9 protein-coding genes are annotated in these 12,498 nt (G+C 67.6%); 6 read left to right on the top strand and 3 right to left on the bottom strand.

The window, feature by feature from the left end; all coding sequences use genetic code 11:
• Positions 1 to 265 precede the first annotated feature (265 nt).
• From ccoN to AAFU51_15060, 4 genes are all read left to right on the top strand, one after another.
• Entirely contained in the window at positions 266 to 1,795 is a 1,530-nt protein-coding gene (ccoN, locus tag AAFU51_15075) for a cytochrome-c oxidase, cbb3-type subunit I (protein ID MEO1572577.1), read from the top strand.
• 162 nt (positions 1,796 to 1,957) lie between these two features.
• Entirely contained in the window at positions 1,958 to 2,692 is a 735-nt protein-coding gene (gene ccoO, locus AAFU51_15070) for a cytochrome-c oxidase, cbb3-type subunit II (protein MEO1572576.1), read from the top strand.
• A 58-nt stretch (positions 2,693 to 2,750) separates the two neighbouring features.
• Complete coding sequence (locus AAFU51_15065) at positions 2,751 to 2,951, top strand: hypothetical protein (GenBank protein ID MEO1572575.1); 201 nt, start codon at positions 2,751 to 2,753, stop codon at positions 2,949 to 2,951.
• Positions 2,948 to 3,598, top strand: coding sequence for a cbb3-type cytochrome c oxidase N-terminal domain-containing protein (locus AAFU51_15060; GenBank protein ID MEO1572574.1), 651 nt, complete (start codon positions 2,948 to 2,950; stop codon positions 3,596 to 3,598). Before AAFU51_15065 ends, AAFU51_15060 begins: the two co-directional genes overlap by 4 nt.
• A gap of 105 nt (positions 3,599 to 3,703) precedes the next feature.
• Here the strand turns inward: AAFU51_15060 and AAFU51_15055 are convergent, their stop codons facing one another.
• The gene (locus AAFU51_15055; GenBank protein MEO1572573.1) at positions 3,704 to 6,175 is read right to left on the bottom strand and encodes a prolyl oligopeptidase family serine peptidase; all 2,472 of its coding nucleotides are present in this window, start codon (positions 6,173 to 6,175) and stop codon (positions 3,704 to 3,706) included.
• A 270-nt stretch (positions 6,176 to 6,445) separates the two neighbouring features.
• On the opposite strand from AAFU51_15055, the gene AAFU51_15050 reads away from it, so the two are divergent.
• Entirely contained in the window at positions 6,446 to 6,967 is a 522-nt protein-coding gene (locus AAFU51_15050) for a hypothetical protein (GenBank protein ID MEO1572572.1), read from the top strand.
• A gap of 353 nt (positions 6,968 to 7,320) precedes the next feature.
• Positions 7,321 to 7,842 (top strand): hypothetical protein, encoded by a 522-nt coding sequence (locus AAFU51_15045; GenBank protein MEO1572571.1) that lies wholly within the window; start codon positions 7,321 to 7,323, stop codon positions 7,840 to 7,842.
• 59 nt (positions 7,843 to 7,901) lie between these two features.
• Here AAFU51_15045 and AAFU51_15040 read toward each other — a convergent pair whose 3' ends face one another.
• Both AAFU51_15040 and AAFU51_15035 read right to left on the bottom strand, forming a co-directional pair.
• Positions 7,902 to 9,014 (bottom strand): quinone-dependent dihydroorotate dehydrogenase, encoded by a 1,113-nt coding sequence (locus tag AAFU51_15040; GenBank protein ID MEO1572570.1) that lies wholly within the window; start codon positions 9,012 to 9,014, stop codon positions 7,902 to 7,904.
• A gap of 96 nt (positions 9,015 to 9,110) precedes the next feature.
• Positions 9,111 to 12,332 (bottom strand): peptidase S9, encoded by a 3,222-nt coding sequence (locus AAFU51_15035; protein ID MEO1572569.1) that lies wholly within the window; start codon positions 12,330 to 12,332, stop codon positions 9,111 to 9,113.
• Positions 12,333 to 12,498: the final 166 nt, after the last annotated feature.

Raw genomic sequence — 12,498 nt, 5'->3', positions numbered from 1 at the left:
GCTGTGCGTTTGCCGTGTCTTCGCGGTAAGCGCGTGGGAGCGGCGCTGGACAGGGTCGTCTGTGGCTCGGCGGAAAACGCGCCGCGACGGCTAGGTGTGAGCACGTGGGGGATTCCCCCACTCGTTGCGACGGGTGGGCCTCACGAGGGTGCCGTGCGGGGCCTTTCAGAGCGCACCCGCGTGGCGCGGTTGATTGGGGGCGTTGTGTGGCTCCGCGTCGATTCGGACCACGCGGTTGAGATCCACCCTACCCCCTCGTCGGCTTATGTCCGCCACCCTTACCGCTCAGCAGCCAGGCGCCCTGCACAGCACTGAAGGCCGCTCGCGCTTCGACGTGTTCAGCTACGACGACGCCATCGTGCGGCTCTTCGTGATCGCCACCATCGTGTGGGGCTTCGTCGGCATGCTCGTGGGCGCGTTGCTCGCCGCGCAGCTTCCGTTCCCACAGGCCAACCTCGGCGAGTACCTCAGCTTCGGCCGCCTGCGCCCGCTGCACACCAACGCGGTCATCTTCGCCTTCGCGGGCAACGGCATCTTTGCCGCGATCTACTACTCCACGCAGCGGCTCTGCAAGGCGCGGATGTTCTCCGATATGCTCTCGAAGGTCCACTTCTGGGGATGGCAGGGCATCATCGTCGCGGCGGCGATCACGCTGCCGCTCGGCATCACGACGTCGAAGGAGTACGCCGAACTGGAGTGGCCGATTGACCTCGCGATCACGCTCGTCTGGGTCGTCTTCGCGGTCAACTTCTTCGGGACGCTAATTCGGCGCCGCGAGAAGCACATGTACGTCGCGCTGTGGTTCTACATCGCCACCATCGTGACGGTCGCGGTGCTGCACATCGGCAACTCGCTGGCGCTCCCAGCGAGCATGCTCAAGAGCTACCCGATCTACAAGGGCGTCCAGGACGCGCTCGTGCAGTGGTGGTACGGCCACAACGCCGTCGCCTTCTTCCTCACGACGCCGTTCCTCGGGCTGATGTACTACTTCCTCCCGAAGGCGGCCGAGCGGCCCGTGTTCTCCTACCGGCTCTCCATCGTTCACTTCTGGAGCCTGGTGTTCATCTACATCTGGGCGGGCCCGCACCACCTCAACTACACCGCGGTCCCCGAGTGGGCGGCGACGCTCGGGATGGTCTTCTCCATCATGCTCTGGATGCCGTCATGGGGCGGCATGATCAACGGCCTCTTTACGCTGCGCGGCGCGTGGCATAAGCTCCGTGACTCGGTGGTGCTCAAGATGTTTGTGGTCGGCATCACGTTCTATGGGATGGCGACCTTCGAGGGCCCGATGCTGTCTGTCAAGAGCGTGAACGCGCTCAGCCACTACACCGACTGGAACATCGCCCACGTCCACTCGGGCGCGCTCGGCTGGAACGGCTTCATGACCTTCGGGATGATCTACTGGCTGCTGCCACGCCTCTGGCGGACGAAACTGTGGAGCAAAGCCCTCGCCACGGCGCACTTCTGGATCGGGACGATCGGCATCCTGATGTACGTCCTCGCGATGTACGTCTCCGGCATCACGCAGGGCCTCATGTGGCGCGCGTTTGACGACGCCGGGCGGCTGATGTACCCCGACTTCATGGAGACGGTGATCCAGGTCGTGCCGATGTACTGGGTGCGCCTGATTGGCGGCTCGATGTACCTCCTGGGTGTAGTCTTCCTGATGGTGAACGCCTATATGACCATCCGCAACGCGCCGAAGAACCTGCCCGACCCGGCCGTCGCGGTCCCGCGCATCTCCGCCTCCACGTCCGAACAGGGACCCGCCAAGCAGTTGACGAATGCTTGACGCCCTCTTTTGTCATCCTGAGCGAAGCCCGCAGGGCGACGTCGAAGGATCTCAGTACCAGCGAGGTGCCTCGCGCTTGGCTTCGGTGCTGGCCCGCAGATCCTTCGGCTCGCTCTGCTCGCTCAGGACGACTCCATTTGGATTCAGACTAGACTCACCCCGATGAAACGCTTCATCCAAGCCCACGGCTTCCACCGTAAGCTCGAAGGCTGGCCCATCATCTTCACCGTGCTCACGGTGCTCGCCATCCTCGTCGGGACGGTGATCGAACTGACGCCGATCCTGCTCGTGCCCGCCGAGGTGGAGCACCTGGAAAACTTCGAGCCGCCGACGCCGCTCGAACTCGCCGGGCGCGACCTCTACATCGCCGAGGGCTGCAACAACTGCCACAGCCAGATGGTGCGGCCGTTCCGCCACGAGGTCGAGCGCTACGGCCCGTATTCGCGCGCCGAGGAGACGATCTACGAGACGCCCCACCTCTGGGGCTCGAAGCGCACCGGTCCCGACCTCGCCCGCGTCGGCGGCAAATACCCGCACCTCTGGCACGTGCGCCACATGGAGAACCCGCGCTCGACGAGCCCTAACTCGATCATGCCGCCCTACGCCCACATGATGCGCAAGCCGCTCCGCATCGACGACCTCCCGGCGAAGCTAAGTACGCTCCAGGCGCTCGGCCTGCCCTACACCGACGAGCAGATCGCGAGCGCCGTCGCGGACGCCGAGACGCAGGCCGCCGAGATCGCCGCCGAGGTGGCGAGCCAGGGCGGCCCGCAGGGCATCGAGCGCAAGCAGATCGTCGCGATGGTGGCCTATCTCCAGAGCCTCGGCGTCGAAGCCAAAGCCACCTTTGACGATAGCCCGAACGCCCCCGACGCCACGGTCGCGCTCGCGGAGTGACGCCCCGACGTGCTGGCTAGACTGACCTGCGACCCATGACCTACGACCCTCGACCGCTATGATGAAAGAAGCCGTGCGTGCCCTCGAAGTGGGCGCGCTCTCCGAGATCGGCCTGATCGCCTTCGTCGTCGCCTTTTTGTGCGGGTGCGCCATCGCCTTCTTCGGCTTCTCGAAGAGCGAGCGTGCCACCTTCAAGAACCTCCCGCTGGACGACGACCACGTCCTCACCCCGACCGAGTATAGCCTAGCTGAGCCATGAGCCAGACGCCTTCTAAACCCAACGCGCCGAAGCACGTCCCGGAGCACGACACCAACCTCGGAGCCTTGTTCTACGGCGGCGGCAACGACGACCAGGTCATCCAAGGCCACAAGTACGACGGCATCCGCGAGTACGACAACCCCATGCCCGGCTGGTGGGTGTGGCTCTTTGTCCTGTGCGTCCTCTTCGCGCCAGCCTACGTGCTCGGGATGTACGTCTTTGACTGGATTCCCACCTACGAGGAAAACCTCGCCGCCTCGCAGGTCGACCTGACCGACACGCGGCTAGCCTACGCCGAAGCCAACCCTGGCTTCCAGACCGATGCCCGTGCCCTCGACGGCTACATCGGCGATGCGACGCTCATTGCCGTCGGTCAGGAGTTGTTCACGGCCAACTGCGCGGCCTGCCACGGTCAGCAGGGCGAGGGGCTCATCGGACCCAACCTCACCGACACTTACGCCATCCACGGCGGCGAGCCGGACGCCATTTTCCGCGTCATCACCGAGGGCGTGATCGAGAAGGGTATGACGCCGTGGGGGGCGATCCTCACCGACGAGGAGCGCGCGGGCGTGATGGCCTACGTGAAGTCGATCGAAGGCACGAACGTGCCTGGCGGCAAGGCACCCGAAGGCGATCCGGTCAACTGACCGGGCCGGGTGGAGAAGGACGAGGCGGCGGCTGACCGTGGTGGGATAGCCGCTGCCTCGTCTGTGTATGACCCAGCCGGCCTGCGCCCTAGTTCATGGCTCGATCTATTCCACGAAGCGCCCCATGAACTCGCGGATGCGGAGCAAGCGGTCGAGGCGCTGGTCGGGGTCGCCGGTGCGCGAGAGGTCGTGGCCCGCGTTCGGGTAGCGGACGTACTCGACGGGGCGCTCCAGCACCTTGAGGCTGCGGTAGAGCATCTCTGACTGCGAGACGCCGGTGCGGAGGTCTTGGCTCGCATGCAGGATCAGCAGCGGCGTGCGGATGTCGGTCACGAACGTCAGCGGCGAGTTGAGCGCGAGCGCGATGCTGGCCTCCTCGTCCCACGGGAAGCCGCCGAAGTGCGACTCCACAAGACGCCATGCGTTGCCTTCGCCGAAAAACGTGTCGAGGTCGTAGACGCCGCGCTGGGCGACGGCCGCCTGGAAGCGGTCCGTCTGCGAGACGATCCACGCCGTCAGGTAGCCGGCATACGAGCCACCCGTGACGACTTGCCGTTGGGGGTCCACCCACGGCAGCGCCGCCGCGAGGTCGGCGGCCTTCAGTACATCGTCCGTTGGCCCCGCGCCCCAGTCCTGGAAGTTGGCCCGGCGGAACGCCGAGCCGTAGCCGCCCGAGCCGCGCGGGTTCGTGAACACAATGCCGTAGCCCTGCGCGGCGAGGTACTGGAACTCGTGCCACATCGTCGCCTCGCCGGGGCCCCACATGGCCATGGGGCCGCCGTGAATCTGTACCATGAGCGGCGCGCGCTGGCCGCTCCGTAAGCCGGGCGGGCGCATCACCCACACGTCCAGCGACGTAGCGATGGTGTCGAGCACGACCTCGTCGGGGCCGAAGCCGAGACCCGGCGTCACGCCTACGGTGTCGGCGATGAACTGTGCGGCGGAGTAGGGCTCGTAGGTCGCCAGTTGCTTGCCCGCGAGCCAGTCGGCGTTGTGGCGGGTGAGGCGGCGGACGCGCTGCCCGCTGAGGCTCGTCGCCACCAACTCGTAGGGGTTCTGCGGCGTCGTCTCCACGTAGGCGATGGTGGCCGGGCCGGCGCCGAAGCTGCGGATGCCGGTGGTGGGCGACGTGAGGCGCTGAATGGCGGTGAGGGCGAGGCTGTCGGCGCGAAAGGTCGAGTCGGCGGCGGCGCGGGCGAGGCTGTCGGCGCGGATGCGCTCCTCGGTGCTGATCTCGACGACCTCGAACTCGCCCTCCAGGCCCGTCGCGTCCTCGTCCTCGAACGGCGAGTCGGGCAGCTCGCCGATGGCGCGAAGCGAGTCGGCGATGGCTGCGCTGTCGGCGGCAGCCTGGTACTCGTCGCCCGTGAACTGGCGTTCGGGGAGCGGCGCGTAGCCCGTCGGGGCGCGGAAGAGCGGGAAGGCGCCCTGGTCCGGCGCGGTGAAATAGAGGAACCATCCGTTGGCCGACCACGCGGCGTCGGTCACGCTGCGGTCGAAGTCGTCGGTGAGCCACACGGGCGGCGAGCCGTCGAGGCGCAGCACGCCAGCCTCGGTCTGGGCATAGCCCGCGTCGGCGAGGCGCTGGCCGAGGAACGCCACCGAGAAGCCGTCGGGCGAGGGGAGCGGACGCGAGAGCTGCCACCCGTCCAGTTCGAGGACCGTGCGGTAGCGGTCGTCGGTGATGCGGCGCATGTAGAGCGCGCGCGTGCGGTCGCGGTCGGGGTGCACGTCTTCGCGCAGGCTCGTCGCGACGAGGATGTGCTGGCCGTCGCGCATCCACACGCCGCCCGAGTGGGATCGGAAGCCACGCGTGACGGCCTGGGCCTCGGCAATCTCGCCATCGGCGCGCACGGGCACGACGAAGTAGTGCGTGTAGCTGGGCGCGGGGTCGAGGCCCTGCTCGCCCTGGAAGTCGAGGCGGCTCGTCACCTCGGCGATGCGGGCGCCATCCGGCGTGAGCGTCCGCGTAGCGGCGGCGTCGAGGTAGGCCTGCACTGCGGCGAGCGAGCCGTCGGGGTCGGCGTCGGTCCGAGGCGTGCCGCTGCGGCCGGGGCGCTCGGCAGGCCACGCCGGGCCGCCGCTCTCCAGCGAGTCGACGGCGTGGTGCGGCAGCGTCGAGGCGACGAGCAGCCGCGTGCCGTCAGGGGACCACTGCGGCCTACGTACCCCATAGGGCAGGCGTGTGGCCTGGCGGGCCTCGCCGCCGGTCAGGGGCAGCACGAACGCCTGCGGCCTGCCGTCCACCACGCGTATGAACGTCAGCGCCGTTTCGTCCGGGGCCCACGCAGGCTGCGAGGCGCTGGTCTCGCCCGAGGTTAGCGCGCGCGGTGGGCGTCCGCCCTCGGTGTCGGCTAGCCAGAGGTGCGTACGGTAGGTGCGGTCGCCATCGGCTTTTTCCACGACCGAGGTGACCGTGTAGACCGCGAAGCGGCCCGACGGCGAGAGCGTCACGTCGCCGAGCTGGCGGAGCTGGAAGAGGTCGGTTGCCTGGATGCGGTCGGACTGAGCCACGGTCGCAGGCGCGAGGAGCAGCAGCCCTACAACGAGGGCGACGAGAAAAGCGCGGTGGCGCATGGAAGACGAGCGTGAGGGGACAGGAGCGGTGTTTGAAAAGATACCGGCCGGGGAAATCCGTGGTGGAGGAAACATGCCAGGCCATGGGACCACTTCACCCAACCTGCCCGTCCAGAGGCGCCGTGCAGGTGCACGAGGGCGGCAATACCTCAATCTGAAGCGTGAGAACAGCACCGAGGTGCCGAACGCGACGGCTAGCAGGGAGAGTGGCATGTGCATTGTGCAACGGCTGAGTGTCCCCCAACCCCTACACCTAACCTCCTCTGACTCATGGGCCAGCAACAACTTCTCCTCCTCGTCCTCGGCATCGTGATCGTCGGCCTCGCGGTCGTCGTCGGCATCGAGAGCTTCACCGAGAACAAGGCCAAGTCTGAAATCGACACCTACGTCGGCATGGGCGTGGAGATGGCCGGTGAGATCATCGCGTGGTACAAGAAGCCCGAGGCGATGGGCGGCGGCGGTGAGGTGACGAGCAACCTGGCAAATCTGGACATGGCCGCTTTGGGCTATGATCTGGATGTGACGGAAGGCTCGGGCGACGGGTCACGCACCGGCACGAGTGCAAACGGTGTCTGGCGCTACGTCTACGGGGACGACACGAATCCCCGCCTGCACATTCACCAAGATCCGATTCAGTCGGGCGCCGTCCGGGTCGAGGTATACGTCTTCGGTCCCTATCCCGAGTGCATCGTCTCCCGGTCCGACTTCTACTTGGAGTCCGTAGCGTGGAGCGACGGGAAGACCGGAAACAACGTGCCGGACAACCCCAACGGGACGCTCTGCTCCTGGTAGCGCGGCTTCCGGCGACAGCGTCATCGTCTTTCGCCCGTGTGCCCCGAGAGCCCTAGTGGTTGGCGGGGCACACGGGCATCCACGCTTTGGGATCGGAGGCGGTGCCAAGGTCCGCGACGGGGTCTTGTCCAGAGCCTGCTACGTTTTTGAAATGGGTACGGGGTCATAGTAGGCCTCGCGTGTTTGCGCAGAGGCAGGGACGTCCGCACGTCACTGTCTCGTCCGACCAAACAGACGCGACAATCGGGGGGTGTTGATGGGCTCTGCGACCGCTACGTGCTCAGAGATCGCTGCGATGGTGCACCTCTTGCAGACCGTCGAGGTGTCTCCCACATCGCACACCGCACCCGGTCATGGGCCAGCAGCAACTCTTGCTCCTCGTTCTCGGCATCGTCGTCGTAGGTCTCGCCGTGGTGACAGGCATCGAGAGCTTCGAAGAGAACCGCTCCAAGTCCGAGCTCGACCGCTACGCCTACATGGGCGTAGAGCTGGCCGCCGAGATCGTCGCGTGGTACCAGAAGCCGGAGGCGATGGGCGGTGCCGGTGAGAACACGGCCCGGCTGGCTAGCCTCTCCATGTCCGACCTGGGGTACCCCCTCGATGTCACAGACACCTACGTCGGGCGGCCACGCACGGCTACGACCGCCAACGGCGTCCGGCGACACATCGTGCAGAACGGAGCGGTGCCCTACATCCACATCCACCAGGTCCCCGTGGAGACAGGCATGACGCGGGTCGAGGTCTACGTCTTCGGACCCCGCCCCGGCTGCCTCGTCCTTCGGACCGACTACTGGCAGGAGTCCGAGACCTGGACCGACGGCAACGACAACAGCACGGCACCTCCGAACCCCGACGCAACGCTCTGCACCTGGTAGCAAGATCTAGGTAGCAAGATCTAGGCGTAGCGCCGGCCGCTAGACGCTGGCGCCGGCCGCTAGACGCTGGCGCCGACCGCCTCGGCAATCGTGCCGAAGCCGTCGCGGTCGAGGAAGCGGACCAGGTCGCGGTTGATGCGCCCCACGAGGCCCGGGCCCTCGTAGACGAGCCCCGTGTAGAGCGCCACCAGCGAGGCCCCGGCGCAGATCTTCTCATAGGCCGCGGCGCTCGAATCCACGCCGCCGACGCCGATAATGGGCACGGCGCCGTCGGTGCATTGGTAGAGGCGGCGCACGAGTGCCGTCGAGCGGGCTTGCAGCGGCGCGCCGCTTAGGCCGCCGCGCCCGATCTCAGCGAGCGTGGCCGCGTCCGTTGTGAGGCCCGCGCGGTCCGAGGCGGTGTTCGTGGCGATGAAGCCGTCCACCCCATGCCGGAGACACAGCGCGACGAGTTCATCCACGCCGCCGAAGTCAGGAGCCCCGTCCGCAAGCGTCGGCGGCGAGAACTTGACGAGGACGGGCGGGCGCACGCCGAGGTCGTCGAGCACGGCCAGCACGCGTGTGAGGAGCCCGTTGAGCGCGTCGGGCTCTTCGAAGGTTTTGCCCTCAGCCGTGTTGGGGCATGAGACGTTGAGCGCGAGGTAGGCCGCGTGCCGCGCGACGTACCGCACGGACGTAGCAAAGTCGTCGAGGGCGGCGTCGCCGAGGATATCCGGGCTGTGGGTCTTGGCGACGTTCACGCCGAGCACGAAGCGGTCGGGAAGCGCCGTCGAGGCTAGCCGCGCGGCGATGGCCGCGGCGCCGTCGTTGTTGAGGCCCATCCGGTTGACGAGGGCACCGTCGTCGGGCAGCCGGAAGGCGCGTGGGGTCGGGTTGCCGTCGCTAGAACGGGCCGTGACCGAACCGACCTCGACGAAGCCGAAGCCGAGCGCGTCCCAGAACGGCACCCGCTCCGCGTTCTTGTCGAAGCCGGCCGCGAGGCCGACGGGGTTGCGGAAGCGCAGGCCGCCGCGCTCAGGCCACAGCGTCTGGGCGAGCCGCGCATCGTCGAACGCGAACAGGCGACGGATCACGCCGGGGACCTGCTGCCCAAGCCCTGCGGCTGCCATGCCAGCATGGTGCGCCCACTCAGCATCGAGGCGGAAGAGGAGAGAGCGGAGGGCGCGATACATGGGGCGGGCGGTGGCTGCTCAAACGAAGCGGCTGCTCAAACGAAGAGGCCGGAAGCTACGTCGAGCCTCCGGCCTCCTGATGGACGTGTCCCGGGCCTACCAGCCTGGTAGGAAGCTCAGGCCCCAGACCGTCTGCCGGTCTCCACGGGAGAAGGGAATGGCGAAGTAGGGCTCCAGGATGATCGCGCCGAGCAGGTTGACGCGGGTGGAAACCCCCGCGCTGAAGAGTGGCTGGATGTCCCCGAAGGCATTGCCGACGGAGGCCGTACCGCCGAGCGTGCTCGGGAACGACTGCCGCCCCCACGAGACCGCCGCGTCGCCGAAGAAGATGAGCGTGGTCGGGATGTACGGGAAGTTGAGCAGGCCGAAGTCCGAGGTGCCCAGCAGCGGGACGCGCACCTCCGCGTTGACGGCTGCCACCCGGTTGCCGAAGAGAGCGTCCTGGAGCCGTCCATACTCGTCGTTGCCCGCGTTGGTGTTGCTGAAGGAGCCCACCGAGTAGCCGCGCACGAGCGGGCCATACCGGAAGTCGAACCCGAGGAAGTAGGGCCGCAGGGCGCCGTTGCCCGCGTCGGCACCGTACCGGCCGAGGTGGAGCCCGCGTACCGCCAGCGTCGTCTGGAGGCTCGACACGTAGAGGTAGCGACGGTAGTCCGCGGTGACGGAGGCAAACTGGAGCGAGCCCGCCGTGCCCTCGGCTCCGAGGAAGTAGCGCCCGCCACGAACGGGGCCGGTGAAGCCGAAGAACGAGTAGTCGCCCACGTAGGCGCCGCCGACCTGGCCGAGGTGGAGCGCGTCGAACCCTGCGAGGCCGAACGCTTCGGTCGCGTCGCGGCGGCGGACGCTGCCGTCTGGCCTGAAGTCGTCGAATTCCAACTCGCGCGCGATCCGGGTGTAGCCGGCCGACGCCTGGAAGCGGCGGGTCGTCGAGAGCGGGTAGGAGGCGAGGCCGCCCACCTGGGTGTAGTAGGTGCGGTCGTAGAGCCGCGTCGGGCGCGGCACGTCGTCGTCGGGGATGATGCCGACGCGCAGGAACGGGATGTGCGAGAGCTGCCCGCCGTAGTTGAGGCGGTTGGCCTGGTTGATGTACTGCACCTGCCCGCCGATGTCCTTGAAGGTGCCGTTGGCAAGCGCTGTGATGCCGAGCTGGTGATTGCCAAGCTGGTCGGTAAAGAGCATGAAGATGCCGCCGCCCACGCCCACGCCGAAGCCGGTGCTGTAGCCGATGCCCACGTTGGGCTGGCTCACATAGTCGAGCGTGAGCTTGGGCGAGTAGCCGCGCGACGGGAATTCGCGCGTGTCAGGGAGGCCGTCGAGCACGTCGGCGAGGTAGCCATCCACCTTGCTCCGGTTCTGCGCGCCCGTGGGGACGAGCAGCGCCGCCATGGGCGGAGCGTCCGTGTCGCTCTCGGTGCGGGCGAAGGGCTCGCCCTGCGTGTCGTCGGCCTCGATCGTGTACACGCTGTAGCCCTGCGCCTCGAAAGCCGAGTACATCAGGCGGCCGGTCTGCTGCGCCACCGTGAGGGCCGGGCTCAGGAAGGTGATCCCGCTGACCCCCGAGACGAGGTTCGTCACGCGGTAGACCGTCGCCTCCGTGGCACTGCCGTCTTCGGCCGTGGCCGTGTCGCCCGAGATGCGGTTCTCGAAGGCATACCGATAGACGTTCGAGACGCCGTCGGGATTGCTGACGAAGTAGATGCTGCGCCCGTCGGGGCTCCACTGTGGGTTGATGTGCTTGGCCCCATCGAAGTGGGGCAGCAGCGTCTGCTCACCCGATTCCACGTCCAGCAGCGCCAGGCGCATCGGGCCAAAGCGCAGCCGCTCGAACGAGGTCTCCGGCACCTCGTCGGTCGCGTAGACCAGGGTCTGGCCGTCGGGGCTCCACTGCGCCTGAAGCTCGGTGTAGCGGTCGTTGGTGAGCTGGCGGGCCTGGCCGCCGTCCACGGTCACAGTGTAGAGGTTCGAGACACCACCCTTGCGGCCCGTGAACGCGATCGTCTCGCCGTCGGGGCCCCACGCCGGGTCCTTGATCGCCGTCACGCCGTCGACCTTGAGGCGTTGCACCACGTCGCGGCTGGCCACGTCGAGGACGGCGATCTCGTTGTCGCCCTCGGCGAAAACCACGTAGGCGAAGCGGGTGCCGTCGGGGCTCCAGGTGCCGGCGGAACTGATGAAGCGGAGCGCGTCGAAGTGGGCGCTCGTGCCGACGGATTCGAGCTTCTTGATGACTTCGCCAGTCTGCGCGTCGCCGAGGTAGAGGTCGATGCCGAAGAGGTCGCGCTCGGAGAGGAAGGCCACGTAGCGGCCGTCGGGTGAGAGCACCGGCGAGACATTGGTGTCGCCGGCGTCGATGTCACGGGCGAGGGTGCGCGCACCGGGAGCGTCGGCGAGCTGGAGCGAGTCGAGGCGCGGATAGCGCTCCGGGTCGATGGCCACGAGGTCCGGTCCGTAAGGGATCGTACGGTCGGCGGCGACAGGGAGGTAGGCCTCGGCGACCTGGTCGGCCCAGCGCGCGGAGAACTCGTCGGGGCCGAGGCCCGTCACGGAGACGAGCGCCGAGTCGAACGGCATCGAGAGGCCGCGCTTGAAGAGGTCCGAGGCGGCCTCGTCGCCGTAGGTGCCGCCGATAAACGCCCAGAAGGCCTGGCCGTAGCGATAGGGGAAGAAGCGCGGGTCGGTGGAGAGCTGCTCCAACGTCGGGAAGTTGTCCCGGACGACGGCGTCGCGCATCCACATCGTCGTGTGGGCGTCCTCGCGGCCGACGGAGAGGTACTCCGCGAAGCCCTCGACCACCCACAGCGGCATGCGGACGAAGTTGCCGAACGTGCCGCCGCGCTGCGCGATGTCGTACTGGAACTGGTGGACGAGTTCGTGCCCGAGGACGTGGTCCGTCTGCGCGTAGCTCGCGCCGAACGGCATCACGATGCGTTGCTTGAGCCCCTCCGTGACGCCAGCGACGCCGTCCGAGATCAGCCCGCCGATGACGTTTGTCTGCCGGAAGTCGGCGTCGTCGGCGTAGAAGATGATCGTCTTGCGCTCGTCGAACTCGTGGTCGAGGATGCCGGAGAGGCGCGTGTACCACCGCTCGGCCATCCGGGCGGCGTCGCGGGCCGCCTGCTCCATGTCGCCGTAGTAGTAGATGTCGAAGTGCTCGGTTTCGAGCACCTGGAAATCGAAGTCGTCGTACTGGACCTTGTTGCGGCCGAAGTACTGCGCGTCGGCGGCCGGGACGAGCGGGAGCGCGCACGCAACGGCGAGGAGCAGCAGCGTGAGCGAGCGCAACGGGACGAGGAGACGGTCAGCGAAAGAGGCAGACATCCGAGCGGTCGGCATGGCGAGAAGGGAAGGAAAGAGCAGCAACGAACGCGGCGCGGCGACCGACAAGGCCGGTCAGGGCGCAAGGCTCATGCCACAGGACACATCAGCGGAGTAACAGTGGAGACAGCGAAGTGACCTCTCGGTAGATGGGAGCGCGACGGCGGTG

Source organism: Bacteroidota bacterium, assembly GCA_039821555.1.
Taxonomy (GTDB): Bacteria; Bacteroidota; Rhodothermia; order Rhodothermales; family Rubricoccaceae; genus JBCBEX01.
The sequence above is the reverse complement of the archived record's forward strand: the minus strand, read 5'-3'. Positions and strand labels throughout refer to the sequence as shown.

Coding starts and splice junctions, on each gene's coding strand:
- AAFU51_15035 (MEO1572569.1), bottom strand. CDS start 12,332: ATGTCTGCCTCTTTCGCTGACCGTCTCCTCGTCCCGTTGCGCTCGCTC.
- AAFU51_15065 (MEO1572575.1), top strand. CDS start 2,751: ATGATGAAAGAAGCCGTGCGTGCCCTCGAAGTGGGCGCGCTCTCCGAG.
- AAFU51_15050 (MEO1572572.1), top strand. CDS start 6,446: ATGGGCCAGCAACAACTTCTCCTCCTCGTCCTCGGCATCGTGATCGTC.
- ccoO (MEO1572576.1), top strand. CDS start 1,958: ATGAAACGCTTCATCCAAGCCCACGGCTTCCACCGTAAGCTCGAAGGC.
- AAFU51_15040 (MEO1572570.1), bottom strand. CDS start 9,014: ATGTATCGCGCCCTCCGCTCTCTCCTCTTCCGCCTCGATGCTGAGTGG.
- AAFU51_15045 (MEO1572571.1), top strand. CDS start 7,321: ATGGGCCAGCAGCAACTCTTGCTCCTCGTTCTCGGCATCGTCGTCGTA.
- AAFU51_15055 (MEO1572573.1), bottom strand. CDS start 6,175: ATGCGCCACCGCGCTTTTCTCGTCGCCCTCGTTGTAGGGCTGCTGCTC.
- ccoN (MEO1572577.1), top strand. CDS start 266: ATGTCCGCCACCCTTACCGCTCAGCAGCCAGGCGCCCTGCACAGCACT.
- AAFU51_15060 (MEO1572574.1), top strand. CDS start 2,948: ATGAGCCAGACGCCTTCTAAACCCAACGCGCCGAAGCACGTCCCGGAG.